The following is a 26,186-nucleotide window of genomic DNA, read 5'->3' as shown; positions in this document are numbered from 1 at the left end:
TGTTGCCGGTAAGGGGAGAGTCGCGTCGGCCGCAAGGAGGCGTAAGGCGATGCGTGTTGGGGCATTTGTACTGGCAGCCCAGTTCCCGGGGCAGGGGCAGGAAGAGGCGCTGCACCGAGCGGTCCGGTCCGCCGAGGTCGCCGAGGAGGCCGGGCTCGACGCGGTCTGGCTGGCCGAGCACCACTTCGTTCCGTACGGGGTGTGCCCGTCGGCGGTGACACTGGCCGCGATGATCCTGGGCCGCACCCGGCGGATCCAGGTCGGTACGGCGGTGAGCGTGCTGCCGACCGTGCACCCGGTCGCACTGGGCGAGCAGGCGGCGCTGCTGCACATCACGTCGGGCGGGCGGTTCAGCCTCGGTGTGGGGCGCGGTGGACCGTGGGTGGACCTGGAGGTCTTCGGCGCGGGACTCGGCGCGTACGAGAGCGGCTTCCCGGAGTCGCTGGACCTGCTGCTGCGGTGGCTGCGCGAGTCCCGGGTCTCGGCCGCCGGGGAGCGGTTCCGGTTCCGTGAAGTCCCCGTCGTACCGAGGCCGCAGGAGCTGCGGTGCGGTGAGGTGCCGGGGCCGGAGGTCGTCGTGGCGTGCACCTCGCCCGCCAGTGTGCGGCTCGCCGCCGAGCGCGGGCTGCCGATGCTGCTCGGGATGCACTCGGACGACACGGAGAAGGCCGCAATGGCCGCCCTGTGGCGAACGTACGCACGTGCGGCGGGAGTTGCACCCGGGACCGTGGCGGATCCAGGCCATGTGGCGGCCGGGGTGGCGCAGATCGCGGACCGGCGCGCCGATGCGGTGGAGACTCTGGTGAAGGCGATGCCGGGCTGGCTCAAACAGGGACTTGACGCCCATGTGACCGTCGACGGCAGGCACCGCGCGATGCGGGACCCGGTCGCGTACACGGAGATGCTCTGCGGGATCCACCCGGTGGGCCCTCCCCGCCTGGCTGCCGACCGGCTCGCGGCCACGGCGGAGAGGACCGGCATCACACGGTTCGCGATGCTGGTGGAGGGTTCGGGCGATGTCGCGGCCACCGAGGAGAACCTCCGGCTGATCGGAGCCGAAGTCCTCCCGAGGTTGCACTGATCCGGGTGGAACCGGGCGCTGCCGCTCCGACAGCCAAGACACCTCCAGCGGTACGGAGCGGCAGCCCGGCGCGTCAGCAGTCCCTGAGTTCCGGAGACTGGTTCAGCAGCTGGCCCCTGATCGAGGTGAAACGGCCGAGCCGCTCATCGACCGAGGGATCCAGCGGGAAGACCGCCACACGGTGGCAGTTCTGGAATGCGAGGCGCACCCCGAAATGCCGCTGCAGCGCTCCTCGTATCGCGTCACTCGCGAGTGCGCGCAGCAGTTGGCCGCGCGCCTGCTCATTGGGGGGCGGCGTCTGGTTGTCGGCGAACTCGCCGCCGTCGACCTTCAGCTGGACCGCCAGAGAGCTGATCATCTCCCATGCGTAGGGCAGGGAGGTCCGGACGCAGTCGATGAAGTCGGCTTCATCGACCTCGCCTCGCTCGGCCTGTTCGAGTAGGGCCGGTGAGACGTCGAGCGACATGGGTTCTCCTCTCGCGACCCCGGAACGGCCGGGGCCTTACGGGCAGGGACGGGAGGATCGCGACGCAGAGTACACACGCGACGACCTCCTGCTTCCACGGTATGCGTGTACAGGTCGCCGCACCAGGAGAATGGGCACACAACCGGCCAATAACGAACGGGGTTGTTCAGGGCGAATCGCGTACAAGCGGCGATGTCGAGTAGCGTTGCCGACCATGCGTCTCGTCATCGCCCGCTGCTCCGTCGACTACGCGGGCCGCCTCACCGCCCATCTGCCGTCCGCCCCGCGCCTGATTCTGGTCAAGGCCGACGGGAGCGTCTCGATTCATGCGGACGACAGGGCGTACAAACCGCTCAACTGGATGTCGCCGCCCTGCACTCTGAAGGAGGGGACGGGGGACGACACCGGTCAGTGGACGGTGGTGAACAAGGCGGGCGAGAAGCTCATCATCACGATGGAGGAGGTCCTCCACGACTCCTCGCACGAGCTCGGGGTCGACCCGGGGCTCATCAAGGACGGGGTGGAGGCGCACCTCCAGGAGCTGCTGGCCGACCGCATCGAAACCCTCGGTGAGGGCCACACACTGATTCGGCGTGAATACATGACGGCGATCGGCCCCGTGGACATCCTCTGCCGGGACGCGGACGGCGGGACGGTGGCCGTCGAGCTCAAGCGGCGCGGCGACATCGACGGCGTGGAGCAGCTCACCCGCTATCTGGAGCTGCTCAACCGGGATCCCCATCTGGCCCCGGTGAAGGGCGTCTTCGCGGCGCAGGAGATCAAACCGCAGGCCCGGGTGCTGGCCACCGACCGCGGGATCGAGTGCGTGGTGCTCGACTACGACGCGATGCGCGGCATCGAGGACGACAAGCTGCGGCTCTTCTGAGGTACGGGGATACGGCACAGGGCTGAACGGAAGGCCCCGGCGGACGTGTTGTCCGCCGGGGCCTTCCGCCGTACGCTCTGCGCCCGCCCCGGACTCAGTCCCCGGAGGGGGCGGCCGGGGACGAGGGGGACGCCGACGCGTCCTGCGAGGGCGTGGGCGGGCTCCCGCTGTCCATGGGCGCGCTGGACGCCGTGGAGGGCCGCATGACGCTCTGTGTGGACGAGGGCGAATCGGCGGGCGGCGGGTCCTCGCTCGTGGAGTCGGACGGGGTGGGGCTCGGGCTGTCCGAGGGGTCGCCCGGTGACCCCGACGGGGTGCCCGGCGGGGAGTGCGAGGGCTTGGACGGCGGTCTCGTCGGCTCGGTGGGCGGCTTCCCGGGGCTGGACGGCTTCCCCGAGGGCGACGAGGTCTTGTCCCCCGGTGTGGACGCGCCGTCCGATGGTGTGCTCTCCCCCGGAGAGGGTGTGCTGTCGCTCGCGCTGGGGGTGGGCTGCGTCGAGGGGCCGGTGGAGTCGCGGCCGGCCGAGCCGTCGGAGCTGCCCGGTGTGGTCTGAGTGGGCTCGTCCGCGCTCATCCCGTCCTTGCCGCCGTCGTCGTTGACCGACCGGCCCGGCCGGCCGTCCCCGGAGCCGTCGTTGCCGGTCGCGCCGAGGGTGACCACGGTGCCGAGCACTCCGGCCAGCAGCACACCGGCTCCGGCGGCGACCAGATTGCGCCGGGCACCGCCCAGGACCGTACGGCGCCGGCCGTGCGGAGCGGCGCCCTGCCCGGGCAGTTGCGGGGTGACCAGCGTGATGTGGTCGTCCGGCGACGGGGAGAGCGAGACGACGGCGCCCGCTGTGCCGGTCCCGGCGGGCGGTGTGGCCGCGTCCTCATCGGCGGGCGGCAGGAGTTCGGCGCCCTGCGGCGGGGTGTCGCCGGGGCCGCCGGGCAGATAGCCGCCGAGCGAGGCGGCGCCCGAGCGGTCGGCGATGAGTGCGAGCGCCCTGCGCCCGGCGACCGTGCCCGCCTTGTCGGCCAGCGCGCCGCGCAGTGCTATCGAGGCCTCCAGCTCGGCCAGCGCCCGGTCCGGATTGCCGGTGCAGAGCGCCAGTACCCCCAACTCATGGTGGAAATAGGCCTCTTCGGCGACCTCGCCGGAGAGCCTGGCCGCCTCCTGGCCGGTCCGCAGGGCGCGCTCCCAGGCGCTCCAGTGCAGCCCGGCCGCGAAGGCGGGAGCGGCGCTGCGGGCCAGCAGTGCGGCGGCACTGGGGTGCCCGGCCTCGGTGCCGGGTACGAGTGCGCTCATCGCCGCGAGGACGGCGTCCGCCTCGGCGGCGGCCCGGTCGGGGGCCACCGAGGGGTGCCCGGCCCACCAGGCGTAGTGCTGTGCGGTGGTCAGCGCGTGCCCGGTGGGGTCGTCGGCGTATCCCGCGGCCTCCAGCTGCTGTACGACACCGGCGGCCAGCCGGTGGTGCGAACCGGCAGCCGAGAGCAGCCCGGAGGCGGCCAGCTCCCCCATCGCCGCGTCGGCGTGGGTGTCCCCGACCAGCGCCGGCAGATGGGCCTGGTGCGGCACCTCGCCGCCGAGCGCCACGGCGAAGGCCAGCGTGGCCCGTGCGGCGTCGCTCAGCCGCTCGGCGAGCAGCGGGGCGGGCGCCGCGCCCTGCCCGAGGGTGGGCAGCGGGACCTCGGGGGCGTCACCCGGCGCGCCGGCGGCGGGACCTGAGCCGTCCGTACGGGCGTCGTCGGTGCCGGGCCCGGGGTGGCCGCCGAAGGCGTCGGGGCCGGTACGGAGCAGATCGCGCTGGCGCAGCAGCGCCCCCGCCTGGACGAAGCGCAGCGGCAGCCCCTCCGACTCGAACCAGAGGTCCCCCGCCCAGTTGGCCTCCTCGTCGGTGAGCGGGCGTCCCACGGCGCGCTCCAGGAGGTCGAGCGAGGCGCTGCGCCCGAGCCCGCCGAGGAACACCTCCTCCAGATGCGACTCGGGGAGCGGGGCGGCCACATCGGGGGTCGCGGCGAGCAGGAAGGCGCACTCGGGGGCGGCGTCGAGCAGCTCCTCAAGTGCGGCGCCGCCGAACTCCAGGTCGTCCAGGACGACGATCGCACCGATCCCCCGCACCAGCGGAAGGAGCTCGGCCCGGTCGGGGCGGTACTGGGGTGCCCGGTGGACGGAGGCGAAGAGCCCGTACAGCAGGTCGGCGGGGGTGCGGTGGTATCCGGAGAGCCGGACCACGCCGTCGGGCGCGAAACCGGCGCAGTCGCGGGCCACGGCGTCGACGAGCGAGGTGCGCCCCGAACCGGCGGCCCCCGTCAGACGTACGGACCGGCCGCGCGCCAGCAGCCGTACCAGCCGCTCGTGCTCCTCCTGCCGCTCGATGAGCGGGAGTTCGGGACCGGCGGGGCCGGGGGGCACCGGCGGACCCGCCGCGCGGAGCAGATCGGCGCGCTCCTCGGGGCTGTGGCGCGGCGGCGGGCCGGGGTGCTCGCCCGGCGGGCAGTGTTCGATCTCACTGCCGTCGACCGGGTTCACCGTGACCAGGAAGTCACCGGTGACGAGCCGCACGGTGCGGGCGCGGGCGGGCGCCGGCTGCCCGAGGTCGGGCGCGAGCGGGTCCCGCGGTGGTCTGGGCGGCACCGGGCCACCTTGCTGCGCCGGGCGGTGGCCGGAGTTCTGGCCGTACTCGTCCGGTCCGCTGTTCATCGGGTCCATAGGTGAAAGCCCCCAGCCGGCGTTGCGCGCGGTCTGCCTTCCCGGCCTCGCACACCACGCTGTCGCTTCTGGTCCGGCGCCTACCGCACATGGGTTCGTCAATCAGCAGGCGACCGAACCCTAGACCTTCTGCCAGTATCCGTCACCACTGGGGGTCCCCGGCGCGCAGGGCGGCCGGCCGGCGCAGCGGGAGCGGGCCACGGCCTGCGTCAGACGCGGGGCAGGCATTCGGCGGCGATACCGCCCTCGATGGCCAGGATGCGGTGCAGCCGGGTCGCCACCAGCAGGCGCTGCATCTGCGGCGGGACCCCGCGCAGGACGAGCCGGCGGCCGCATCTCCCGGCCCGCCGGTGGACGCCCATGATGACCCCGAGGCCGGTGGCGTCCCACGAGTCGAGTGCGGTCAGGTCGAGCACCAGGTCGCCGACTCCGTCGTCGACGGCCGAGTGCAGGACCGTACGGGCGTCCGCCGCGCTGCGGACGTCGAGGCGGCCCCCGACGACCAGCTCGACGTGGTCGCCCCTGATATGCATATGCGCTCCCCGGGAGTTCTCGGACTCCGTCACGTCTTTCACGTCTGTCACTGAACTGACTGCCCCGCCGGGAAAGAAGTTGCCGTCCGTAAGCGAACCGATACCGAATTCACCCAACTAGGTGATCGCGGAGCAGCACGTGCGATTCAGTGCTTGTAGAACCCCTGCCCGCTCTTCCTGCCGATGTCACCCGCGTCGACCATTCGGCGCATCAGCTCCGGCGGAGCGAACTTCTCGTCCTGGGATTCCGTGTAGATGTTGCCCGTGGCGTGCAGCAGGATGTCGACCCCGGTCAGATCCGCTGTGGCCAGCGGTCCCATGGCGTGCCCGAATCCGAGCTTGCAGGCGGTGTCGATGTCCTCGGCGGTGGCCACGCCCGACTCGTACAGCTTCGCCGCCTCGACCACGAGCGCGGAGATGAGCCGGGTGGTGACGAAGCCCGCCACATCGCGGTTGACGACGATGCAGGTCTTCCCGACCGACTCGGCGAACTCCCTTGCGGTGGCGAGGGTTTCGTCGCTCGTCTTGTAGCCGCGGACCAGTTCGCAGAGCTGCATCATCGGGACCGGCGAGAAGAAGTGCGCGCCGACGACCCGCTCCGGGCGCTCCGTCACCGCCGCGATCTTGGTGATCGGGATGGCCGAGGTGTTGGAGGCGAGCACCGTGTCGTCCCGCACCAGCTTGTCCAGCGCACGGAAGATCTCGTGCTTGACATCGAGCTTCTCGAACACCGCCTCCACGACGATGTCGGCGTCGGCGACCGCGTCCAGATCGGTGGTCGTGGTGATCCGGGCGAGCGCGGCGTCGGCGTCGGCCCCCTCCAGCCTGCCCTTCGCGACGAACCGCTCGTAGGACGCCTTGATGGCGTCGGTACCGCGGGTCACGGCCGCATCGGTGACATCGCGCAGGACGACGTCCCAGCCGGCCTGAGCCGACACCTGCGCAATTCCGGAACCCATGAGTCCGGCTCCGATGACAGCGAGCTTCCTGGCCAATTGGCACCCCTTCAACGGCTTTCTGCGAACGGCTCTGGGGCGGAGGTTATAGGGAGCGGAGCACCTTGTGGTGGCTAAGAGATACGCGTCACGTCCCACATGGCGGACATCACACTCCGGGGCGTCACCCTCAGGCCCGTACTGCGTAGTTGAGTACTTTCTCCCCCAGAATCTCCTCCATGCCGTCGAGGAGATCCAGGGCCCGCCGGGAGACCTCGTCCGGTGCGCGGCCGGAGACCAGCTCGCCCCCGATCCACTCCATCAGCGTCGACTGGATCCAGGAGAGCTGGCCGGCCATCAGGGTCGGCAGCGTGTCGGAGACGGCCGCGCCCGTCTCCTCCCGCAGCGCCGTCTCCACGTTCGCCAGGGACTCCTGCTGGATGTGCCACATCCGGGAGCGCAGCGTGTGCGCTTCCTGTACGACGCGCAGAAAGCGGTCGTAGCCCTCGATGAGGCCGACCGTGGGCGAGACAGCCGTCACCTGGTCCCGCAGCTCACGCAGGACCGCGCCCGCGGCGGACTCGCCACGGTCCCGGCCGCGCACATAGCGGGCGAGCCGGTCCACGACGCCCTTGCTCCGGTCGAGGAACAGGTCCTCCTTGGCCGGGAAGTAGTTGTACACCGTGTTGACGGAGACCTCCGCGGCTTCGGCGACCTCGGCGACGGTCACCGCGTCGAAGCCGCGCTCCAGGAAGAGACCGGTCGCCACATCCGAGATGTACTGCCTGGTCCGGCGCTTCTTCCGCTCTCTGAGCCCCTCAGCCATGCCCGCATCGTATGCGGACCGCCGGCCCCGGAGAGAAATTGAGGCAAGCCCAAAACTGAAGTGCGTTGCAAAATTTAAGTCACTCTGTTTTTCTGAGTGCCATGCCAATCATCAGTACGTCCGGGCTGGCCCGGACCTTCACCACCAAGGCCGGTCCGGTGGACGCCGTACGCGGTATCGACCTGACGGTCCGGCCCGGCGAGATCCTCGGCTTCCTCGGCCCCAACGGCGCGGGCAAGACCACCACCCTGCGGATGCTCACCACCCTGCTGGCCCCCACCTCGGGCGCTGCCACCGTCGCGGGCTGCGACCTGGTGAAGGACCCGGCGGGTGTCCGCCGCAGGATCGGTTACGTCGCCCAGAGCGGCGGCACCGACCCCCAGATGTCCGTACGCGAGGAGCTGGTCACCCAGGGCCGCCTCTACCGGCTGGGCAGGACCCGCGCGGCGGCGCGGGCCGCGGAACTCGCGGCCGGACTGGGCCTGACCGCGCTGCTCGACCGCAAGTGCGCCGCGCTCTCCGGCGGCCAGCGGCGGCGGCTCGACATCGCGATGGGCCTCACCCACCGGCCCGATGTGCTCTTCCTCGACGAGCCCACCACCGGGCTCGACCCGGGCAGCCGGGCCGATCTGTGGGAGCTGGTGCGCGGGCTGCGGGAAGAGCACGGCACCACGGTCGTCCTGACCACGCACTACCTCGACGAGGCGGACGCGCTGGCCGACCGGCTCGTCGTCGTGGACGAGGGCACGGTGGTGGCCGACGGCACGCCCTGCGCCCTCAAGCTCCAGTACGCGGGCTCCGCCGACGCCTCCCTGCAGGACGCCTTCCTCGCCCTCACGGGCCGCACCGCCACGCCCGCCGACACCGCCCCCGTATCCGTCTAGGAGCCCTTCCATGCTGGTGCACGACACCGCGCTGATCTTCGGCCGCTATGCGCGGCAGACGGCGCGCTCCACGTTCCAGATCCTCTTCGGCGTCCTGATGCCACTGCTCTATCTGCTCTTCTTCGGCCCGCTGCTGACCGGTCTGCCACTCGGCTCACGAGGCGGCTCCTGGCAGGTACTCGTCCCCGGGCTGCTGCTCCAACTCGCGCTGTTCGGGGCGTCGTTCAGTGGCTTCGCCATCATCATCGAGAACCAGACCGGGGTCTTCGAGCGGATGCGGGCGACCCCGGTCAGCAGACTCGCGCTGCTGCTGGGCCGGGTCCTGCGGGACGCGGCGCTCTTCGTCTTCCAGTCGGTCCTGCTGGTGCTGACGGCGCTGCTGATGGGGCTGCGGGCACCGCTGGGCGGGGTGCTGATCGGCTTCGTCTTTGTGGGCGTCCTGACGGTGACCCTCGCCTCGCTCTCGTACGCGCTGGCCCTCAAGGTCTCCAAGCCGCACGAGTTCGGCCCGGTCATCAACGCGGTCACCCTGCCGTCGATGCTGCTCTCGGGCCTGATGCTCCCGATGGCACTGGCCCCCGCCTGGCTGGACGTGCTCTCGCACTTCATGCCATTCCGCTATCTGGTGGACGCGGTACGGGCGGGCTATGTGGGCGATTACACCGGTACGGCGATGCTGTACGGGGTGCTCACGGCCGGAATCCTGGCGGCAGTCGCCGTGACGGTCGGCACACGTGTCTTCCGCGGGGCCGGCGGCTGACCGTGCCCGGCTAGGCTCGGCCGCATGGTCAATCTGACGCGCATCTACACCCGTACCGGCGACCAGGGCACCACGGCGCTCGGCGACATGAGCCGCACGGCCAAGACCGATCTGCGGATCTCCGCGTACGCCGACGCCAACGAGGCCAACGCGGTCATCGGCACCGCCGTGGCGCTCGGCGGGCTGCCGGACGAGGTGGTGAAGGTACTCGTCCGCGTCCAGAACGATCTGTTCGACGTGGGGGCCGATCTGTCCACACCCGTGGCGGAGAACCCGAAGTACCCGCCGCTGCGGGTGGAGCAGCACTACATCGACAAGCTGGAAGCCGACTGCGACCGCTTCCTCGAAGAGCTGGACAAGCTGCGGAGCTTCATCCTGCCGGGCGGCACGCCCGGGGCGGCGCTGCTCCACCAGGCGTGCACCGTGGTCCGCAGGGCCGAGCGGTCGACCTGGGCCGCGCTTGAGGTGCACGGCGAGGTGATGAACGCGCTCACCGCGACCTATCTGAACCGGCTGTCCGACCTGCTGTTCATCCTGGCGCGCACCGCGAACAAGGAGGTCGGGGACGTGCTGTGGGTACCGGGCGGCGAGCGCTGAGCCGACCGGGCAACCAGGCTCTGCTCAGGCCACATTCACTCTCTGACCGGGTGGCGCCGCCTCCAGCCAGGCGAGGAAGCCGGTCAGGGCGTCCTCGCTCATCGCGAGTTCCAGACGTACGCCCTGATGGGAACAGCGGAGCACGACCGCGTCGGAGAGCAGTGCCATCTCCTCCTCGCCCTCCGGCGTACGCCGGGAGACGACCTCGATGGACTGGCGCTCCAGGGTCCGGCGCGGTCGGGGGGCGTACGAGAAGACGCGGAACCACATGATGCGGTCGCCGCTGTAGCGGGCCACCCCGTACACCCAGCCCTTGCCGGACGTGTCCGGTTTCTCCGGGAGGTCCCAGCGGACGCTGCAGTCGAAGGTGCCCCCGGAACGCTGGATCAGCCGCCGGCGGAGGCCGAAGACGAAGAGCCCCACCGCTACCAGTACGACGACCAGGCCGCACACAAGCAGAGCGAGGATCATCTACACCGACCTCCTCGCCTCATGCCGTAAGGGAACTGGTTCTGCATCGCCTCAGCCGCGACCCGGTCCGGATGGTTCCGGACGGGCCGCGGCTGAGGTCAAATCTCGGTGGGAGGCGTCAGTTCCCCGTCACCGCACGCAGTCGGACATCGGCGCGCCGCTCGGCGGCCGAGTCATCGTCCGACTTCGCGCTCTCCAGCGCACGCTCGGCGCGCTGGACATCGATCTCGTCCGCCAGCTCAGCGATCTCGGCCAGCAGCGAAAGCTTGTTGTCGGCGAACGAGAGGAAACCGCCGTGCACAGCGGCAACGACCGTCCCGCCCTCGCTCGTACGAATGGTCACCGGGCCCGATTCCAGCACACCGAGCAGCGGCTGGTGACCGGGCATGACGCCGATGTCGCCGGACGTGGTGCGCGCGACAACCAGTGTCGCCTCGCCGGACCAGACACTACGGTCCGCCGCGACCAGCTCGACGTGCAGCTCAGCAGCCAAGGGTGGCTCCTCGGGTCACCACCCGGCACTGCTGCCGGGTGTTGGGTCAAAGTCTAATGGGCGTGAGGAGAGGGACGGGACAGGCCCGTCCCTCTCACACGAGTCGGATGGCTCACACGGGTCACGGGTGATCCGCGCGGGCCGGCGCCCGACTCAGGTGCGCGACTCAGGAGACGCCGAGCTCCTTGGCGTTGGCCTTGAGGTCCTCGATGCCACCGCACATGAAGAACGCCTGCTCGGGGAAGTGGTCGTAGTCACCGTCGCAGATCGCGTTGAACGCGGTGATCGACTCGTCGAGCGGCACGTCCGAACCGTCCACGCCGGTGAACTGCTTGGCGACATGGGTGTTCTGCGACAGGAAGCGCTCGACACGACGGGCGCGGTGGACAACGAGCTTGTCCTCCTCGCCCAGCTCGTCGATACCGAGGATCGCGATGATGTCCTGGAGGTCCTTGTACTTCTGAAGGATTCCCTTGACGCGCATACCGGCGTCGTAGTGGTCCTTCGCGATGTAGCGCGGGTCCAGGATGCGGGACGACGAGTCCAGCGGGTCGACCGCCGGGTAGATGCCCTTCTCCGAGATCGGACGCGACAGCACGGTCACCGCGTCCAGGTGGGCGAAGGTCGCCGCGGGCGCCGGGTCGGTCAGGTCGTCCGCGGGGATGTAGATCGCCTGCATCGAGGTGATCGAGTGGCCACGCGTCGAGGTGATGCGCTCCTGCAGCAGACCCATCTCGTCGGCCAGGTTCGGCTGGTAGCCCACCGCGGACGGCATACGGCCGAGCAGCGTGGAGACCTCGGAACCGGCCTGGGTGTAACGGAAGATGTTGTCGATGAAGAAGAGCACGTCCTGCTTCTGCACATCGCGGAAGTACTCCGCCATGGTCAGACCGGCCAGCGCGACACGCAGACGGGTGCCCGGGGGCTCGTCCATCTGACCGAAGACGAGCGCCGTCTTGTCGATGACGCCGGACTCGGCCATCTCCTCGATGAGGTCGTTGCCCTCACGGGTACGCTCACCGACGCCCGCGAACACCGACACACCGTCGTGGTTGTTGGCGACGCGGTAGATCATTTCCTGGATCAGAACGGTCTTGCCGACACCGGCACCGCCCATCAGGCCGATCTTTCCACCCGTGACGTACGGGGTGAGAAGGTCGATGACCTTGATCCCGGTCTCGAACATCTTGGTCTTCGACTCAAGCTGGTCGAAGGCCGGCGCCTTGCGGTGGATCGGCCAGCGCTCGGTGATCTCCGACGTGGCCTCGGGCTTGTTCAGGATCTCACCGAGGGTGTTGAACACCTTGCCCTTGGTGATGTCGCCGACGGGCACTGTGATGCCGTCGCCGGTGTCCGTGACCGGGGCCTGGCGGACCAGACCGTCGGTGGGCTGCATCGAGATCGCGCGGATCACGCCGTCGCCCAGGTGCTGGGCCACTTCGAGCGTCAGCGTCTTGAGCTTGCCGTCCTCGGCCGGGTCAGCGACCGCGACGGTGAGGGCGTTGTAGATCTCCGGCATCGCGTCGACGGGGAACTCCACGTCGACGACCGGGCCGATGACCCGGGCAACGCGGCCCGTGGCGGCGGTCACGGCGCTTTCGGTAGTCGTCGTCATTTACCTGTCACTCCCCGCGGTCGCGTCGGCCAGGGCGCTTGCGCCACCGACGATCTCGCTGATTTCCTGGGTGATTTCGGCCTGGCGGGCCGCGTTGGCAAGCCGGGTGAGGTTCTTGATGAGATCCCCGGCGTTGTCGGTGGCCGACTTCATCGCACGGCGACGGGCGGCGTGCTCGGAGGCAGCCGACTGAAGCAGTGCGTTGTAGACACGGCTCTCGACGTAGCGCGGCAGCAGAGCGTCGAGGACGTCCTCCGCCGACGGCTCGAAGTCGAACAGCGGAAGGATCTCGTCCTTCGTGCTGTCCGCGGGTGTTCCGCCCTCGGCGGCCTCGTCGAGAGAGAGAGGCAGCATCCGGCTGTCGACCGCGTTCTGCGTGATCATCGACACGAACTCCGTGAAGACGATGTGCAGTTCGTCGGCGCCGCCCTCGGCCGTCTCCTTCTCGATGGACTCGATCAGGGGCGCGGCGACCCGCTTGGCGTCCGCGTAGGTCGGGCTGTCGGTGAACCCGGTCCACGAATCCACGACCTTGCGCTCGCGGAAGCCGTAGTACGAGACACCCTTGCGGCCGACGATGTACGTGTCGACCTCCTTGCCCTCACCGCGCAGCCGCTCGGTGAGCCGCTCCGCCGCCTTGATGGCGTTCGAGGAGTAGCCGCCGGCCAGACCGCGGTCGCTCGTGATGAGCACGATCGCGGCACGGACCGGGGACTCGGCCTCGGTGGTGAGCGGGTGGTTGGTCGTGGAGCCGGTCGCCACCGCGGTCACCGCGCGGGTGAGCTCGGTCGCGTACGGCATCGACGCCGCCACCTTGCGCTGCGCCTTGACGATGCGCGAGGCGGCGATCATCTCCATCGCCTTGGTGATCTTCTTGGTCGCGGTGACGGATCGGATGCGACGCTTGTAGACCCGGAGCTGGGCTCCCATGAGTCAGGTCCCTTCCGTCGTCACTTGGAGACGTTGACGGCCGGCGCGTCCTCGCCCAGGAGCTGGCCGTCCGAGGTCTCGAACTGCCGCTTGAAGGCGGTGATCGCGTCGGCGATCGAGGTCAGTGTGTCGTCCGACATCTTGGCGCCCTCGGCGATCGAGGTGAGGAGCTCCTTGCGCTCGCGGCGCAGGTACTCCAGCAGCTCGGACTCGAAGCGGCGGATGTCGCCGACCGGGACGTCGTCCATCTTGCCGGTGGTACCGGCCCAGACGGAGACGACCTGCTCCTCGACGGGCATCGGCTCGTACTGGCCCTGCTTCAGCAGCTCGACCATGCGCTTACCGCGCTCCAGCGACGCCTTCGACGCAGCGTCCAGGTCGGAACCGAAGGCGGCGAACGCCTCCAGCTCGCGGTACTGGGCGAGGTCGACACGGAGTCGGCCGGACACCTGGCGCAGCGCCTTGTGCTGGGCCGAACCACCGACACGGGAGACCGAGATACCGACGTTGAGCGCGGGCCGCTGGCCTGCGTTGAAGAGGTCGGACTCCAGGAAGCACTGGCCGTCGGTGATGGAGATGACGTTGGTCGGGATGAACGCCGACACGTCGTTCGCCTTGGTCTCGACGATCGGGAGACCCGTCATCGAACCGGCGCCCATGTCGTCGGAGAGCTTCGCGCAGCGCTCCAGCAGACGGGAGTGCAGGTAGAAGACGTCGCCCGGGTAGGCCTCACGGCCCGGCGGACGGCGCAGCAGCAGCGAGACGGCACGGTAGGCGTCGGCCTGCTTCGAGAGGTCGTCGAAGATGATCAGGACGTGCTTGCCGGCGTACATCCAGTGCTGGCCGATGGCCGAACCGGTGTACGGCGCCAGGTACTTGAAGCCGGCCGGGTCGGAAGCCGGAGCCGCGACGATCGTCGTGTACTCCAGGGCGCCCGCCTCCTCCAGCGCACCGCGTACGGACGCGATGGTGGAGCCCTTCTGGCCGATGGCGACGTAGATGCAGCGGACCTGCTTCGACGGGTCGCCGGTGCGCCAGTTGTCGCGCTGGTTGATGATCGTGTCGACAGCCAGCGCGGTCTTGCCGGTCTGCCGGTCACCGATGATCAGCTGACGCTGACCGCGGCCGATCGGCACCATCGCGTCGACGGCCTTGTAGCCGGTCTGCATCGGCTCGTGCACGGACTTGCGCACCATGACGCCGGGAGCCTGGAGCTCCAGCGCACGGCGGCCTTCGGTCTCGATGTCGCCGAGGCCGTCGATCGGGTTGCCGAGCGGGTCGACGACGCGGCCGAGGTAGCCCTCGCCGACGCCGACCGCGAGCACCTCACCGGTGCGCTGCACCGGCTGGCCCTCCTCGATGCCGTTGAACTCGCCGAGAACGATCGCGCCGATCTCGCGCTCTTCAAGGTTCAGCGCAAGACCGAGCGTGCCGTCCTCGAACTTCAGCAGCTCGTTCGCCATGGCCGAGGGAAGACCCTCGACCTTCGCGATACCGTCGCCGGCCACGCTGACCGTACCGACCTCCTCGCGCGAGGCCGCGTCCGGCTGGTACGACTGGACAAACGTCTCCAGTGCGTCCCGGATCTCCTCCGGCCGGATCGTGAGCTCCGCCATCTGGGTTCCCTGCTCTCCTTGTTGGGCCCGAATCAATTACTTGTCGGCCCAACTCGGGCCGTTATCAGTACTGTTGAGTTGGTGGCTTTGTCTGCTGGTCAGCCGGCCATCCGACGAGTCGCCTCGTCGAGACGGTCCGCGATGGAGCCGTTGATGACTTCGTCGCCGACCCGCACCTGGATCCCGCCGAGGACCGCGGGGTCCACGTCCAGGTTGAGGTGCATCCGGCGGCCGTACAGCTTGGCCAGTACGGCGCCGAGGCGCTGCTTCTGGCCGTCGCTCAGCGGCACCGCCGAGGTGATGACCGCGACCGTGCGGTCCCTGCGCTCCGCGGCGAGCCGGGACAGGGACTCCAGTCCCGCCTCCAGGCTACGTCCACGCGGCTGGGTCACAAGGCGCACGATCAGACGCTCGGTGACCGCGTCGGCCTTGCCGCCGAGCAGGCTGCGCAGCAGCTCGCTCTTGGCGGTGCCCGATGCGGTGCGGTCGGTGAGCGCGGCCCGCAGTCCGGTGCTGGAGGTGACGATCCGGCCGAACCGGAACAGCTCGTCCTCCACGTCGTCCAGCGTGCCGGCCCGCTGGGCCGCGGTGAGGTCGGCGGTGGCCGAGAGCTCCTCGACCGTGTCGACCAGGTCACGCGACTGCGACCAGCGGGACCGGACGAGCCCGGCCACCAGGTCCACGGTGTCCCCGCCGACCTGACCACTGAGCAGCCGTCCGGCCAGCTGGGCCTTCTCCTCACCGGCCTGCGACGGGTCGGTGAGGACCCGGCGCAGCGAGACCTCGCGGTCGAGCAGCGCGGTGACGGCGGCCAGCTCGCCGGCGAGCTTCGACGCGTCGGCCGACGGGCTGTCGGTCAGCGCGTCGAGACGCTCACGTGCGGAGGCCAGTGCCTCGCGGCTCGCGCCGTTCATCGAGCGGCCTCGGCCTTCTCCTCAAGCTCATCGAGGAAACGGTCGACCGTGCGGCTCTGCCGGGCGTGGTCCTCAAGGGACTCGCCGACGAGCTTGCCCGCCAGGTCCGTGGCGAGCTTGCCCACGTCCTGGCGCAGCGACTGCGCGGCCTGCTTGCGGTCGGCCGCGAGCTGGGCGTGACCGGCAGCGATGATCTCCTCACGCTGACGCTGGCCCTCCGCACGCATCTCAGTGATGAGCGCGGCACCCTGCTCCTGCGCCTCCTGGCGCATCCGCGCGGCCTCGTGCCGGGCCTCGGCGAGCTGAGCCTTGTACTGCTCAAGCACGCTCTCGGCTTCGAGCTTGGCGGCGTCCGCCTTCTCCATACCGCCTTCGATGGCCTCGCGGCGCTCGTCCAGAACCTTGTTGATGTTCGGGAGGAGCTTCTTGGCGAGGAAACCGAAGACGATGACAAAGGCGAGGAAGCCGATGATGAGCTCAGGAATCGGCGGGATGAGCGGGTTTTCCTGCTCCGCCGCGAGCTGAACCAGAGGGTTCACGTCAGTGCCTTCCGTCTAATGGGGCTGTTCGCGACCGAGGTCAGGCGCTCGGGTAGACGAACGGCATGACCAGACCGATGAGGGCGAGCGCCTCACAGAAGGCGAAGCCGAGAATCTGGTTCTGGCGGATCAGGCCGGCAGCCTCGGGCTGGCGGGCGAGGGCCTGAGTACCGTTACCGAAGATGATGCCGACGCCGACGCCGGGACCAATGGCTGCGAGGCCGTAACCGATGGAGCCGAGGTTGCCCTTGATTTCGACGCCAGCGGCGAGGGTCTGGAGAACAGACATGCCGGTTCTTCCTTCTCTTTCATGGACCGGTGGGGGATGGCCACCGGATGATTCAGGGAGGTGGGGGTACTCAGTGCTGCTCGGCCAGAGCGCCCTGGATATAGCTGCAAGTCAGCAGGACGAACACATAGGCCTGGACAGCTTGGATAAAGAGTTCGAAAGCGGTCATCACGATCGTCATCACGAACGAGACGCCTGCATAGGCGAAGCCGATGCCGTTCAGCAGGTACCAGCTGGCGATCGTGAAGAGGAGCAGCAGCGTGTGGCCCGCGAACATGTTGGCGAACAGTCGGACCGCGTGAGTGAACGGCCGGACCAGCAGGTTGGAGAAGAGCTCGATGGGCATCGAGAGCACGAGGACCACGCCGAGGGACTTGTCGTAACCGGTGAAGTTCTTGAAGGCTCCGACGAATCCGTGCTTCTTGAACGTCAGGCTGACCCACAGCACATAGACGATCAGGGCGAGCGCGGCCGGGTAGGAAATAATCGCCGTCACGGGGAACTGGGCGACCGGGATGATCGACCAGAGGTTCATCACCCAGACGAAGAAGAACAGGCTGACAACCAGCGGGACGTACTTCTCGCCCTCACGCTTGCCGATCGTCTCGTAAACGATTCCTCGGCGCACGAAGTCGTATCCGGCCTCAGCGACCATCTGCAGCTTTCCGGGAACCACCTTGGGGTTGCGGAAGGCCGCCCAGAAGAACCCAACGATGACGACCGTGCCGAGCAGCGCGAGCAGCATCGTCTTGTTGAAGTACAAGTTGCTGTCCCCGTCGCCCCACAGGGGCTTGAACAGGAACGAGTGCAGGCCGGGAGCCGGGAATCCACAGCCGTCAAAGATGTGGCAGTCGGTCTCGAAGGCGAGCACCTGCGTCGGGTCAGCACTCACCGCGGGCTCCTTCAACATGGCGCATAGGTACGGCAACCTCGTTGTGTCGGCGCGGCGCACAGCCGCGGTTCGGCACTGGACTGGTGTTACGGATGTGGGGGCGGCTGGCAGGCAGTGAGCCTCGCGATGGTGCAGGCGTCAGCTCAGATGCCCGCGCCCGCAGTGCCGCAGTTGGAACCGGACGATAGCAGGATCCACAACGCCCGCTTATCCCGCCCCTACCCTTCACTTCGACGAACCCGTCTTCTCGGGCTGGTGCCCGTCGGCGGAGTCCGGTTCGACGTAGAGGATCTTGGCCTTCATATAAGCCCGCGCCTGAGCCGCGATCCAGACAACCGTCGCCACAACCAGCGTGATGGCAAAAGACTTGGGGTTGAACAACGTGGTGTTCTTGAACACCGCGACGAAAATGACAAGCAGCAACAACTGCGCGGTATAGAGCATGAGCCCCATGGCCTGGAACAGGTGCGGCAGGGACCTGGCGGTGCGGTTCAGGACGACAAGTCCGATCCCCATGAAGACGATCACGACCACGGCGCCGACAAGTGCGCCGACCGCTCCCTTGCCGCCCGCGACCACACCGCTGATCGCAGCGGCGACAACGCCGGCTGCGGCGGTGGGTACAGCGGTCTGGAGGAGTGTTCGGGCGTCGGGGGACGGCATGGCGGCAGCTCCGCTTCGGGTGGGGGCAGGGTGTCGTCATGGACGAGCGTAGGCCCGGTTCGAGAGGGAAATCTCGGGCCAAGGAGCCGTCGCACTGCGGCCCTTCGGCTTCATCTCCGGGTTTCGTGAACGGTATCACAAACTATTTGATGAGGTCTTTACCATGGAAGTGTGCTGCCCGTCACACATGAGAGTGAAGGCGCGCGTCTGTGCATGCGGGCGTTCGTTATGCCTGATATTGGGGGCTGTTGAGGGAAATGCTCAACGCCTCGTTCCGGCCTCGCGCCGATCGGGGAACCCGGATCGGGGGCCAATTGCGGTCGCCCCGTTGACGCCTGCGGGAATCGGTTCGTTTCCGTTCAGGCCGACGAGCGGTGCGGAATCGCCCGTTTCGGATGAAATCGGCGTCTCATCCGCATTGCCGGTACCACCGCATTCCGCCGTACCGGCCGCCTCCGGTGCCGTCCTCGATGCCGTCTCCGATTCCGCCTCGGGAGCCACGCGGCGGCGCCCCCGGTAACGCGGCGGAACGAAGCCCTGGGCCCACTTCGGGGCGCGCGGGGTGAAGCGCGGCATCAGCAGCAGGGCGAGGCCCACCGCGCTCAGCACCACGACCGCCAGCAGGATCCAGGTGGACGAGGAGCGCACCGAGTAGGCCAGCGCGCCGAAGGCGAAAAGGGCCGACCAGAAGTACATGATCAGCACCGCCCTGCTGTGCGAGTGGCCGATCTCCAGGAGCCGGTGGTGGAGATGGCCGCGGTCGGCGGCGAACGGCGACTGGCCGTTCCAGGTGCGCCGCACGATCGCCAGCACGAGGTCCGCGAAGGGCACCGCGATGATCGTCAGCGGCATCAGGAGCGGGATGAAGACCGGCAGCATCGCGTGGGTGGCCTCGCGCCCGCCGCCGAGGTTGAGGCTCATCGCGTCCGGGTCGACCTGGCCGGTCACCGAGATGGCACCGGCGGCGAGCACCAGGCCGATCATCATCGATCCCGAGTCGCCCATGAAGATCCGGGCCGGATGCATGTTGTGCGGCAGGAAACCCAGGCACATCCCCATCAGCACGGCGGCGAAGAGGGTGGCCGGGGCGGCCGCCTCGATCCCGTACCCGTACCAGATCCGGTAGGTGTACATGAAGAAGGCCGCGGCGGCGATGCAGACCATGCCGGCCGCGAGTCCGTCCAGGCCGTCCACGAAGTTCACCGCGTTGATGGTGATCACCACCAGCGCGACGGTCAGCAGGGTGCCCTGCCACTGGGTGAGCGAGACGGTGCCGACGCCCGGGATGGGCAGCCACAGGATCGTCAGACCCTGCATGACCATCACGCCCGCCGCGATCATCTGGCCGCCGAGCTTGATCAGGGCGTCGATCTCGAACTTGTCGTCCAGGACACCGATGATCCAGATCAACCCGGCGCCGGAGAGCAGCGCGCGCGGCTCGTTCGACAGCGTGAAGACGCTGCCGAGGTTCTGCAGATGGGCCGCGACCAGCAGCCCCGCGCACAGACCGCCGAACATGGCGATGCCGCCGAGCCGCGGCGTCGGTTCACGGTGCACGTCACGGGCCCGGATCTCCGGCATCGCCCCGGCCATGATGGCGAACTTCCGCACCGGCCCGGTCAGGAGATACGTCACCGCGGCCGTGACGCAGAGCGTCAGCAGGTATTCACGCACGGGCTGCCCCACAGATATCGCTGGCCATCTCAGCCCCACACCTTAGCTTCGGCCTGCATGAGGTTGAGGACACACGGGTAGCTCCGATGGTTGCACGAGTACCGCTCTAGCCCGAATTCGGCGGAAACCGCCCGGCGAGTGCGCGTACTTCTTCACGGGTCCCCCGCTCTTCACGCAGGGCCGCCGTGAGGAGCCCCGCGATCTCGGCCATCTCCGGCGCCCCCATGCCCTGGGTGGTGACGGCGGCGGTGCCCAGCCGGACGCCCCGCTCGTCGCCGTAGGGCAGCGCGCAGGTGTCCAGGACGATCCCGGCCGCCGCCAGCCGGGCGCGGGCGGTCGCCCCGCCGGTGCCGAGCGGCGCCGGATCGGCGGTGATGAGATGTGTGTCGGTCCCCCCGGTGGTGAGCTCGAAGCCCTCGGCGGCCAGCCCGGCGGCGAGCACCCGGGCGTTCTCCACCACCTGGTGCGTGTACGCCGCGAACGCCGGGGCCGCCGCCTCGCCGAAGGCGACCGCCTTGGCCGCGATCGTGTGCATCTGGGCGCCGCCCTGGGTGAAGGGGAAGACGGCGCGGTCGATCCGGTCGGCCAGCTCGGCGCCGCAGAGGATCAGTCCGCCGCGCGGCCCGCGCAGCACCTTGTGGGTGGTGGCGCAGACGACGTCGGCGTACGGCACCGGGCTGGGCGCCGCTCCCCCGGCGATCAGGCCCATCGGATGGGCGGCGTCCGCGATGAGATAGGCGCCCGCCTCGTCCGCGATCTCCCGGAAGGCCGCGTAGTCCGGGTGGCGTGGGTACGAGATCGAGCCGCAGACGATGGCCCGCGGCCGGTGCTGCCGGGCGAGCGTGCGCACCTGGCCGTAGTCGATGAGCCCGCTCTCCGCGTCGACGCCGTACCCGACGAAGTCGAACCAGCGGCCGGAGAAGTTGGCGGGCGATCCATGGGTGAGATGGCCCCCGTGCGGAAGTCCCATGGCCAGGACGGTGTCACCGGGGCGCAGAAGGGCCGCGTACGCCGCCAGGACGGCCGATGAGCCCGAGTGCGGCTGGACGTTGGCGTGCTCGGCTCCGAAGAGCGCTGTGGCCCGCTCACAGGCGATCCGCTCGGCGAGATCGGCCAGCTCACAGCCGCCGTGGTAGCGGGCGCCCGGGTAGCCCTCCGCGTACTTGTTGGCGAGCGGGGAGCCGAGTGCGGCCAGGACGGCGGGCGAGGTGAAGTTCTCGGCGGCGATCAGCTGGAGCGAGGTGGCCTGCCGCTCGGCCTCGCCGAGCAGTACGTCCGCCATCTCGGGGTCCTGCCCGCGCAGCGCGTCGAAGCCGGCGGGGTGGGGGCCGGCGAGGTGGGGCGGGGTGGTGGTGACCGGCATCGTGTGCTCCTCGGCGTCCCGTCCAATGTAGGACGGGCCGCGCGGGGGCGCCTGCCGGTGGTCTGCCGTACGGGGGCGGACAGCCCGCTCCTGCGGGACGGGCGGGCCCTCAGTGCGGTGCGGCGACCCCGGTGAGCGCCGTGACCACCGGGTCCAGTGCCTGGTTGATCTCGTCGCCGATCGACCGGAAGAAGGTGATCGGCCCCCCGTACGGGTCGTTGACCTCGTCCGCCTCGGCCGTCGGCGCCAGCAGCCACCCCCGGAGCGCGGCGGCGGCCCTGACCAGTGCACGGGCCCGCTCGACCACGCCCTCGTCGAGCGGGTCGGGCAGCGTCGCCGGGTCTATGGCCCGTACGAGCCGGGTGAACTCCTTGAGCGTGAAGGTGCGCAGCCCCGCGGAGTGGCCCATCGAGATGACCTGCGCGCGGTGGTCGCGGGTCGCGGTGAGCACCAGATCGGCCCGGATCACATGGTCGTCGAGCAGCTCACGGCCGAGGAAGCCCCCGGCGTCCGCGCCGTAGTCCTCCAGGACGGTCGCCGCGTTGGCCTCCATCGGGGCGCCCTCGTGGCCCCAGGTGCCGGCCGACTCCACGATCAGGCCGTCGGCGAGCCCGGTGCCCAGGCGGTCCGTCAGAGCATGCCGGGTCAGCCGCTCGGTGATCGGCGAGCGGCAGACGTTGCCGGTGCTGACGTGGAGGATCCTGAACGTGCCGCCGGAGGCGGACGCGCCTATGCCACGCCCCTCAGGGGCTGTCAATTGGCCACCTCAAGGTCGGGTACCACCTTGCGCAGCTCCTCGGCGGAGAGCGCGCCCGCGCGGAGCAGGACGGGGACCTTGCCGGTGACGTCGACGATGGAGGACGGGACGATGCCCGGTGTGGGGCCGCCGTCCAGGTAGACGGAGATGGAGTCGCCGAGCATCTCCTGTGCCGCGTCGCAGTCCTCCGGCGCCGGGTGGCCGGTCAGGTTGGCGCTGGAGACGGCCATCGGGCCGACCTCCGTGAGCAGCTCGATGGCGACCGGGTGCAGCGGCATCCGCACGGCGACGGTCCCCCGGGTGTCGCCGAGGTCCCACTGGAGCGACGGCTGGTGCTTGGCGACGAGCGTCAGGGCGCCCGGCCAGAACGCGTCGACCAGCTCCCACGCCTGCTCCGAGAAGTCCGTGACCAGGCCGTGCAGGGTGTTCGGGGAGCCGATGAGCACAGGGCTCGGCATGTTGCGGCCGCGCCCCTTCGCGTCGAGCAGGTCGGCGACGCCATCGGAGCTGAAGGCGTCGGCGCCGATGCCGTACACGGTGTCCGTCGGAAGTACGACGAGCTCGCCCCGGCGGACGGCGGACGCGGCTTCGCGCAGACCGGTGGAGCGGTCGGTCGCATCGTTGGTGTCGTATCGCCGTGCCATTGTTAGCGAGCCTCCCTGAGCAAAGCCTGCAGAGCCTGAGAAATGTGGTGCGGAACCGGTCCTGCGATCGTCACGGCAGGGCCTTGCGGGCCGTGGCGAACCGGGGCCGGTTGTTCAGGTCGGGGTGGTCGGCCGCGTCGGCCCAGCCCCGTTCCTCGGTGAAGATCCACGGGACCTGGCCGCCCTGGGTGTCGGCGTGCTCGATGACGACGACGCCGCCGGGCACGAGGAGACGGTGGGCGGTGCGCTCGATGCCGCGGATCGTGTCGAGGCCGTCCTCGCCGGAGAAGAGGGCCATCTCCGGGTCGTGGTCACGGGCCTCGGGTGCGACGTACTCCCACTCGGTGAGCGGGATGTACGGCGGGTTGGAGATGACCAGGTCGACCTGGCCGTCGAGTTCGGGGAGCGCGCTCAGGGCGTCGCCCTGGTGCACGGTGACCCTGGACCCCTCGGCGTTCTTGCGGGTCCAGCGCAGCGCGTCGTCGGACAGCTCCACGGCGTGCACGCGCGAGCGCGGCACCTCCTGGGCCATGGCCAGCGCGATGGCGCCGGAGCCCGTGCAGAGGTCGACGATGAGCGGCTCGACGACGTCCATGGCGCGTACGGCGTCTATGGCCCAGCCGACGACCGACTCGGTCTCCGGGCGGGGCACGAACACACCGGGGCCCACCTGGAGTTCCAGATAGCGGAAGAAGGCGCGGCCCGTGATGTGCTGGAGCGGCTCGCGGGCCTCGCGGCGGGCGACGGTCTCCCAGTAGCGGGCGTCGAAGTCCGCGTCCTTGACCTGGTGGAGCTCGCCCCGCTTGACACCGTGCACGAAGGCGGCGAGCTCCTCGGCGTCGAAACGCGGGGAGGGCACGCCGGCGTCGGCCAGCCGCTGGGTGGCCTGGGCCACCTCGGCAAGCAGCAGGTTCATGCGGTTCTCCAGTACGGGCCGGCTACTACTGGGCGGCGGCGAGCTTGGCCGCGGAGTCCGCGTCCACACACGCCTGGATCACTGCGTCCAGGTCGCCGTCGAGCACCTGGTCCAAGTTGTACGCCTTGAAGCCGACACGGTGGTCGGAGATCCGGTTCTCGGGGAAGTTGTACGTCCGGATCTTCTCGGACCTGTCGACGGTACGGACCTGGCTGCGGCGCACGTCGGACGCTTCCTGCTCGGCGGCCTCCTGGGCGGCGGCCAGCAGCCGGGAGCGCAGGATGCGCATGGCCTGCTCCTTGTTCTGGAGCTGGCTCTTCTCGTTCTGGCAGGAGGCGACGACACCGGTCGGCAGGTGTGTGATGCGGACCGCCGAGTCGGTGGTGTTGACCGACTGCCCGCCGGGACCCGAGGAGCGGTAGACGTCGATCCGGAGGTCGTTGGGGTGGATCTCGACGTCGACCTCCTCGGCCTCGGGCGTGACGAGCACACCGGCGGCCGAGGTGTGGATACGGCCCTGGGATTCGGTGGACGGCACCCGCTGCACCCGGTGCACACCGCCCTCGTACTTCAGCCGCGCCCAGACGCCCTGGCCGGGCTCGGTGGCTCCGTTGCCGCCCTTGGTCTTCACCGCGACCTGGACGTCCTTGTAGCCGCCCAGCTCGGACTCGGTGGAGTCGATGATCTCGGTCTTCCAGCCGGCGCGCTCGGCGTAGCGCAGATACATCCGCAGCAGGTCGCCCGCGAACAGCGCTGACTCGTCACCGCCCGCGCCCGCCTTGACTTCGAGGAGCACGTCCTTGTCGTCGCTGGGGTCGCGCGGCACCAGGAGCAGCCTGAGCTTCTCGGTCAGCGCTTCGAGCTGCTTGTCGAGAATCTTGACCTCGGCTGCGAAGTCCGGGTCGTCGTAGGAGAGTTCACGCGCCGTCTCGATGTCCTCGCCGGTCTGCTTCCAGGAACGGTACGTGGAGACGATCGGGGTCAGCTCGGCGTAGCGCTTGTTGAGCCTGCGCGCGTTGGCCTGGTCGGCGTGGACCGACGGGTCGGCGAGCTGTTCCTCAAGAACGGCGTGCTCGCCGATCAGTTCCTCGACCGCCTCGAACATCGGGGGTTCCTGCTTTCGTACGTCAAGAAGGGCGCTTCCGGGACGGCAAAAGCGCCGGTCCGGGCGCTCCGGGGAGGAGCGTCCGAGGACCGGCGCAGCAGCTCGCTACTTGGCGGCGGAGTCCGCGGCCTTCTTGCCGAAGCGGGCCTCGAAGCGGGCCACACGGCCACCGGTGTCGAGGATCTTCTGCTTGCCCGTGTAGAACGGGTGGCACTCGGAGCAGACCTCGGCACGGATGTTGCCTTCGGCGAGGGTGCTGAAAGTGGTGAACGACGCACCGCAGGTGCAGCTGACCTGGGTCTCGTGGTACTCGGGGTGGATGTCGCGCTTCAAGGTGACTCCTAGTTTCGGGAGGGCGCCGGGTCGTGCGGGCGGAATTGTCAGCACGTGAACCGGGGCCAGCGGACCAGTCTGCCAGGAGTGGCCCGCCCGTCAAAATTTCGGACAGTCGGTGAACCGGGGGCGGACCGGATCTATTCCGCCGGACGCCCCGCCCCCGGGCTCCGTACGCCGGTCAGGAGCTCGTCACGACCTTGCCCGCCGAGCCCTTGTCCCCGGCGGAGCCCTTGGTGGCGGAGGCCGGAATCGGCTTGTCCTGCTTCAGCGCGGCCCATACCTGCTGGGACTTGGCCTCCAGCGGGATGACGCGGTTGAGGTTCGTCGGGTCGTACTCGACCGGCATCGTCACCATCTTCATGGAGCCCGCGCCGATGCCCTTGAGGCCGTCCGCGAAGGACGTCAGGCTCTTCACGGAGTTGAGGTCGGAGTCGGTGGTGACGGCCTTCGTCGCGGTGTCGGCGAGGCTGTAGAGCTTCTTGGGGTTGCTGAAGACCCCGACATGCTTGACCTGGCTGATGAGGGCCTTGATGAAGGCCTGCTGGAGCTGTATTCGCCCGAGGTCGCTGCCGTCGCCGACGCCGTGCCTGGTCCGTACGAGACCGAGCGCGTCCTGTCCGTTGAGGGTGTGGGTGCCCGCGTTCAGGTGCAGGTGGCTCTTGTCGTCGTTGATCGCCTTGCTGGTGGTGACGGGTACGCCGCCCAGGTCGTCGATCAGCTTCTGGAAGCCGGCGAAGTCGACCTCCAGATAGTGGTCCATGCGGATCCCGGACATCTTCTCGACGGTCTTGACCGCACACGCCGGGCCGCCGGTCTCGTACGCCGTGTTGAACATGGCGTGCTGGGCTCCCGGCGCGTCCGCGCCCTTGGACGTGGTGCAGTCGGGGCGGTCGATCAGGGTGTCGCGCGGTATCGAGACCACGCTGGCCTTCTTGTGGCCCTTGTACACGTGGACGACCATCGCGGTGTCCGAGCGGGCGCCGCCCTCGTCCTTGCCGTACTTGGAGTTGGCGCCGGCCCGTGAGTCGGATCCCAGCACCAGGATGTCCATCGAGCCGTTGTCGACGTTGTGCGGGCGGTCGGCGCCGAGCTGGGCGTTGATGTCGACGCTCTTGAGGTTGCCGTCGAGCTTGAAGTAGAGGAAGCCGAGGCCACCGCCGCCGAGCACGACCACTCCGGCCGCCGCCCATGCGGTGATCACCAGCGCCTTGCGGCGCCCGGTGGCCGTCCTGCGGCGTTTGCCGCTGCCCCGTATTCGGCTGCCCTTCTGCGGCTCGCCCATGTCCCCTCCAGCTTTCTCGGTGGTCCC

At 69.4% G+C, this 26,186-nt stretch carries 28 protein-coding genes; 5 read left to right on the top strand and 23 right to left on the bottom strand.

Annotated features, from left to right (window positions below):
- The first annotated feature begins 49 nt into the window (after positions 1 to 49).
- On the top strand, positions 50 to 1,081 hold the full coding sequence (locus tag ACWGKJ_RS04175; RefSeq protein WP_385016698.1) for an LLM class flavin-dependent oxidoreductase: 1,032 nt from the start codon (positions 50 to 52) through the stop codon (positions 1,079 to 1,081).
- 73 nt (positions 1,082 to 1,154) lie between these two features.
- Here the strand turns inward: ACWGKJ_RS04175 and ACWGKJ_RS04170 are convergent, their stop codons facing one another.
- A complete protein-coding gene (locus ACWGKJ_RS04170; RefSeq protein ID WP_164267472.1) occupies positions 1,155 to 1,547 on the bottom strand; it encodes an SCO5389 family protein in 393 nt (130 codons plus the stop codon).
- Between the two features lie 214 nt (positions 1,548 to 1,761).
- Here ACWGKJ_RS04170 and nucS point away from each other — a divergent pair, with 214 nt between their 5' ends.
- Complete coding sequence (nucS, locus tag ACWGKJ_RS04165; protein ID WP_164267471.1) at positions 1,762 to 2,433, top strand: endonuclease NucS; 672 nt, start codon at positions 1,762 to 1,764, stop codon at positions 2,431 to 2,433.
- Between the two features lie 94 nt (positions 2,434 to 2,527).
- Here the strand turns inward: nucS and ACWGKJ_RS04160 are convergent, their stop codons facing one another.
- The 4 genes from ACWGKJ_RS04160 to ACWGKJ_RS04145 form a co-directional block, all read right to left on the bottom strand.
- Positions 2,528 to 5,125 carry an ATP-binding protein gene (locus tag ACWGKJ_RS04160; protein ID WP_453315665.1) on the bottom strand — a complete coding sequence of 866 codons (2,598 nt, stop codon included), beginning with the start codon at positions 5,123 to 5,125 and terminating at the stop codon, positions 2,528 to 2,530.
- Between the two features lie 209 nt (positions 5,126 to 5,334).
- The gene (locus tag ACWGKJ_RS04155) at positions 5,335 to 5,658 is read right to left on the bottom strand and encodes an STAS domain-containing protein (RefSeq protein WP_385017073.1); all 324 of its coding nucleotides are present in this window, start codon (positions 5,656 to 5,658) and stop codon (positions 5,335 to 5,337) included.
- Positions 5,659 to 5,804: 146 nt separating this feature from the next.
- Complete coding sequence (locus ACWGKJ_RS04150) at positions 5,805 to 6,653, bottom strand: 3-hydroxyacyl-CoA dehydrogenase family protein (RefSeq protein WP_385016693.1); 849 nt, start codon at positions 6,651 to 6,653, stop codon at positions 5,805 to 5,807.
- A 130-nt stretch (positions 6,654 to 6,783) separates the two neighbouring features.
- Positions 6,784 to 7,419 (bottom strand): TetR/AcrR family transcriptional regulator, encoded by a 636-nt coding sequence (locus ACWGKJ_RS04145; RefSeq protein ID WP_385016690.1) that lies wholly within the window; start codon positions 7,417 to 7,419, stop codon positions 6,784 to 6,786.
- Positions 7,420 to 7,520: 101 nt separating this feature from the next.
- Here ACWGKJ_RS04145 and ACWGKJ_RS04140 point away from each other — a divergent pair, with 101 nt between their 5' ends.
- The 3 genes from ACWGKJ_RS04140 to ACWGKJ_RS04130 are packed head-to-tail and all read left to right on the top strand — an operon-like array spanning position 7,521 to position 9,660.
- Positions 7,521 to 8,303, top strand: a complete 783-nt coding sequence (locus tag ACWGKJ_RS04140; protein ID WP_385016689.1) for an ABC transporter ATP-binding protein — start codon at positions 7,521 to 7,523, stop codon at positions 8,301 to 8,303.
- Between the two features lie 10 nt (positions 8,304 to 8,313).
- Positions 8,314 to 9,063: an ABC transporter permease gene (locus tag ACWGKJ_RS04135; protein ID WP_385016686.1), complete on the top strand. Its 750-nt coding sequence runs from the start codon at positions 8,314 to 8,316 to the stop codon at positions 9,061 to 9,063.
- A 24-nt stretch (positions 9,064 to 9,087) separates the two neighbouring features.
- Positions 9,088 to 9,660 carry a cob(I)yrinic acid a,c-diamide adenosyltransferase gene (locus ACWGKJ_RS04130; RefSeq protein WP_385016684.1) on the top strand — a complete coding sequence of 191 codons (573 nt, stop codon included), beginning with the start codon at positions 9,088 to 9,090 and terminating at the stop codon, positions 9,658 to 9,660.
- A 24-nt stretch (positions 9,661 to 9,684) separates the two neighbouring features.
- Here the strand turns inward: ACWGKJ_RS04130 and ACWGKJ_RS04125 are convergent, their stop codons facing one another.
- From ACWGKJ_RS04125 to ACWGKJ_RS04040, 18 genes are all read right to left on the bottom strand, one after another.
- Positions 9,685 to 10,131 (bottom strand): DUF2550 domain-containing protein, encoded by a 447-nt coding sequence (locus ACWGKJ_RS04125; protein WP_385016682.1) that lies wholly within the window; start codon positions 10,129 to 10,131, stop codon positions 9,685 to 9,687.
- 118 nt (positions 10,132 to 10,249) lie between these two features.
- Complete coding sequence (locus tag ACWGKJ_RS04120; RefSeq protein ID WP_328319665.1) at positions 10,250 to 10,624, bottom strand: F0F1 ATP synthase subunit epsilon; 375 nt, start codon at positions 10,622 to 10,624, stop codon at positions 10,250 to 10,252.
- Positions 10,625 to 10,790: 166 nt separating this feature from the next.
- Positions 10,791 to 12,239, bottom strand: a complete 1,449-nt coding sequence (atpD, locus tag ACWGKJ_RS04115) for a F0F1 ATP synthase subunit beta (RefSeq protein ID WP_385016677.1) — start codon at positions 12,237 to 12,239, stop codon at positions 10,791 to 10,793.
- Positions 12,240 to 13,169, bottom strand: a complete 930-nt coding sequence (locus ACWGKJ_RS04110; RefSeq protein WP_385016675.1) for a F0F1 ATP synthase subunit gamma — start codon at positions 13,167 to 13,169, stop codon at positions 12,240 to 12,242.
- Positions 13,170 to 13,189: 20 nt separating this feature from the next.
- On the bottom strand, positions 13,190 to 14,785 hold the full coding sequence (gene atpA, locus ACWGKJ_RS04105) for a F0F1 ATP synthase subunit alpha (protein WP_385016673.1): 1,596 nt from the start codon (positions 14,783 to 14,785) through the stop codon (positions 13,190 to 13,192).
- A gap of 98 nt (positions 14,786 to 14,883) precedes the next feature.
- Complete coding sequence (locus ACWGKJ_RS04100) at positions 14,884 to 15,699, bottom strand: F0F1 ATP synthase subunit delta (protein WP_385016671.1); 816 nt, start codon at positions 15,697 to 15,699, stop codon at positions 14,884 to 14,886.
- Positions 15,696 to 16,238, bottom strand: coding sequence for a F0F1 ATP synthase subunit B (locus tag ACWGKJ_RS04095; RefSeq protein WP_385016668.1), 543 nt, complete (start codon positions 16,236 to 16,238; stop codon positions 15,696 to 15,698). The genes ACWGKJ_RS04100 and ACWGKJ_RS04095 overlap by 4 nt, the downstream gene beginning before the upstream one ends.
- Before the next feature lie 40 nt (positions 16,239 to 16,278).
- Complete coding sequence (locus tag ACWGKJ_RS04090; RefSeq protein WP_250297805.1) at positions 16,279 to 16,527, bottom strand: ATP synthase subunit c family protein; 249 nt, start codon at positions 16,525 to 16,527, stop codon at positions 16,279 to 16,281.
- A gap of 70 nt (positions 16,528 to 16,597) precedes the next feature.
- On the bottom strand, positions 16,598 to 17,434 hold the full coding sequence (gene atpB, locus ACWGKJ_RS04085) for a F0F1 ATP synthase subunit A (RefSeq protein ID WP_385017071.1): 837 nt from the start codon (positions 17,432 to 17,434) through the stop codon (positions 16,598 to 16,600).
- Between the two features lie 210 nt (positions 17,435 to 17,644).
- Positions 17,645 to 18,082, bottom strand: coding sequence for a hypothetical protein (locus ACWGKJ_RS04080; protein WP_385016665.1), 438 nt, complete (start codon positions 18,080 to 18,082; stop codon positions 17,645 to 17,647).
- 261 nt (positions 18,083 to 18,343) lie between these two features.
- Positions 18,344 to 19,756 carry an MraY family glycosyltransferase gene (locus ACWGKJ_RS04075; RefSeq protein WP_385016662.1) on the bottom strand — a complete coding sequence of 471 codons (1,413 nt, stop codon included), beginning with the start codon at positions 19,754 to 19,756 and terminating at the stop codon, positions 18,344 to 18,346.
- A 106-nt stretch (positions 19,757 to 19,862) separates the two neighbouring features.
- Entirely contained in the window at positions 19,863 to 21,119 is a 1,257-nt protein-coding gene (locus ACWGKJ_RS04070; RefSeq protein WP_385016659.1) for a serine hydroxymethyltransferase, read from the bottom strand.
- A 109-nt stretch (positions 21,120 to 21,228) separates the two neighbouring features.
- Entirely contained in the window at positions 21,229 to 21,876 is a 648-nt protein-coding gene (locus ACWGKJ_RS04065) for an arsenate reductase/protein-tyrosine-phosphatase family protein (protein ID WP_385016656.1), read from the bottom strand.
- Complete coding sequence (locus ACWGKJ_RS04060; protein ID WP_385016653.1) at positions 21,873 to 22,520, bottom strand: L-threonylcarbamoyladenylate synthase; 648 nt, start codon at positions 22,518 to 22,520, stop codon at positions 21,873 to 21,875. Before ACWGKJ_RS04060 ends, ACWGKJ_RS04065 begins: the two co-directional genes overlap by 4 nt.
- 70 nt (positions 22,521 to 22,590) lie before the next feature.
- Complete coding sequence (prmC, locus tag ACWGKJ_RS04055) at positions 22,591 to 23,436, bottom strand: peptide chain release factor N(5)-glutamine methyltransferase (protein ID WP_385016650.1); 846 nt, start codon at positions 23,434 to 23,436, stop codon at positions 22,591 to 22,593.
- Between the two features lie 25 nt (positions 23,437 to 23,461).
- Positions 23,462 to 24,541, bottom strand: a complete 1,080-nt coding sequence (gene prfA / locus ACWGKJ_RS04050) for a peptide chain release factor 1 (protein WP_385016648.1) — start codon at positions 24,539 to 24,541, stop codon at positions 23,462 to 23,464.
- Between the two features lie 105 nt (positions 24,542 to 24,646).
- The gene (gene rpmE / locus ACWGKJ_RS04045) at positions 24,647 to 24,874 is read right to left on the bottom strand and encodes a 50S ribosomal protein L31 (protein WP_385016645.1); all 228 of its coding nucleotides are present in this window, start codon (positions 24,872 to 24,874) and stop codon (positions 24,647 to 24,649) included.
- A gap of 181 nt (positions 24,875 to 25,055) precedes the next feature.
- Positions 25,056 to 26,159 carry an LCP family protein gene (locus ACWGKJ_RS04040; protein ID WP_385016642.1) on the bottom strand — a complete coding sequence of 368 codons (1,104 nt, stop codon included), beginning with the start codon at positions 26,157 to 26,159 and terminating at the stop codon, positions 25,056 to 25,058.
- Positions 26,160 to 26,186: the final 27 nt, after the last annotated feature.

The organism is Streptomyces sp. NPDC054757, from assembly GCF_053612185.1.
Note: the sequence above shows the minus strand (reverse complement) of the source record. Positions and strands in the feature narration are given on the sequence as shown.

Excerpts from the sequence above, each read along its gene's own strand:
- ACWGKJ_RS04175 (WP_385016698.1), top strand. The coding sequence starts at position 50 with ATGCGTGTTGGGGCATTTGTACTGGCAGCCCAGTTCCCGGGGCAGGGG.
- ACWGKJ_RS04170 (WP_164267472.1), bottom strand. The coding sequence starts at position 1,547 with ATGTCGCTCGACGTCTCACCGGCCCTACTCGAACAGGCCGAGCGAGGC.
- nucS (WP_164267471.1), top strand. The coding sequence starts at position 1,762 with ATGCGTCTCGTCATCGCCCGCTGCTCCGTCGACTACGCGGGCCGCCTC.
- ACWGKJ_RS04160 (WP_453315665.1), bottom strand. The coding sequence starts at position 5,125 with ATGGACCCGATGAACAGCGGACCGGACGAGTACGGCCAGAACTCCGGC.
- ACWGKJ_RS04155 (WP_385017073.1), bottom strand. The coding sequence starts at position 5,658 with ATGCATATCAGGGGCGACCACGTCGAGCTGGTCGTCGGGGGCCGCCTC.
- ACWGKJ_RS04145 (WP_385016690.1), bottom strand. The coding sequence starts at position 7,419 with ATGGCTGAGGGGCTCAGAGAGCGGAAGAAGCGCCGGACCAGGCAGTAC.
- ACWGKJ_RS04140 (WP_385016689.1), top strand. The coding sequence starts at position 7,521 with ATGCCAATCATCAGTACGTCCGGGCTGGCCCGGACCTTCACCACCAAG.
- ACWGKJ_RS04135 (WP_385016686.1), top strand. The coding sequence starts at position 8,314 with ATGCTGGTGCACGACACCGCGCTGATCTTCGGCCGCTATGCGCGGCAG.
- ACWGKJ_RS04130 (WP_385016684.1), top strand. The coding sequence starts at position 9,088 with ATGGTCAATCTGACGCGCATCTACACCCGTACCGGCGACCAGGGCACC.
- ACWGKJ_RS04125 (WP_385016682.1), bottom strand. The coding sequence starts at position 10,131 with ATGATCCTCGCTCTGCTTGTGTGCGGCCTGGTCGTCGTACTGGTAGCG.
- atpD (WP_385016677.1), bottom strand. The coding sequence starts at position 12,239 with ATGACGACGACTACCGAAAGCGCCGTGACCGCCGCCACGGGCCGCGTT.
- ACWGKJ_RS04110 (WP_385016675.1), bottom strand. The coding sequence starts at position 13,169 with ATGGGAGCCCAGCTCCGGGTCTACAAGCGTCGCATCCGATCCGTCACC.
- atpA (WP_385016673.1), bottom strand. The coding sequence starts at position 14,785 with ATGGCGGAGCTCACGATCCGGCCGGAGGAGATCCGGGACGCACTGGAG.
- ACWGKJ_RS04100 (WP_385016671.1), bottom strand. The coding sequence starts at position 15,699 with ATGAACGGCGCGAGCCGCGAGGCACTGGCCTCCGCACGTGAGCGTCTC.
- ACWGKJ_RS04090 (WP_250297805.1), bottom strand. The coding sequence starts at position 16,527 with ATGTCTGTTCTCCAGACCCTCGCCGCTGGCGTCGAAATCAAGGGCAAC.
- ACWGKJ_RS04080 (WP_385016665.1), bottom strand. The coding sequence starts at position 18,082 with ATGCCGTCCCCCGACGCCCGAACACTCCTCCAGACCGCTGTACCCACC.
- ACWGKJ_RS04070 (WP_385016659.1), bottom strand. The coding sequence starts at position 21,119 with ATGCCGGTCACCACCACCCCGCCCCACCTCGCCGGCCCCCACCCCGCC.
- ACWGKJ_RS04060 (WP_385016653.1), bottom strand. The coding sequence starts at position 22,520 with ATGGCACGGCGATACGACACCAACGATGCGACCGACCGCTCCACCGGT.
- prmC (WP_385016650.1), bottom strand. The coding sequence starts at position 23,436 with ATGAACCTGCTGCTTGCCGAGGTGGCCCAGGCCACCCAGCGGCTGGCC.
- prfA (WP_385016648.1), bottom strand. The coding sequence starts at position 24,541 with ATGTTCGAGGCGGTCGAGGAACTGATCGGCGAGCACGCCGTTCTTGAG.
- ACWGKJ_RS04040 (WP_385016642.1), bottom strand. The coding sequence starts at position 26,159 with ATGGGCGAGCCGCAGAAGGGCAGCCGAATACGGGGCAGCGGCAAACGC.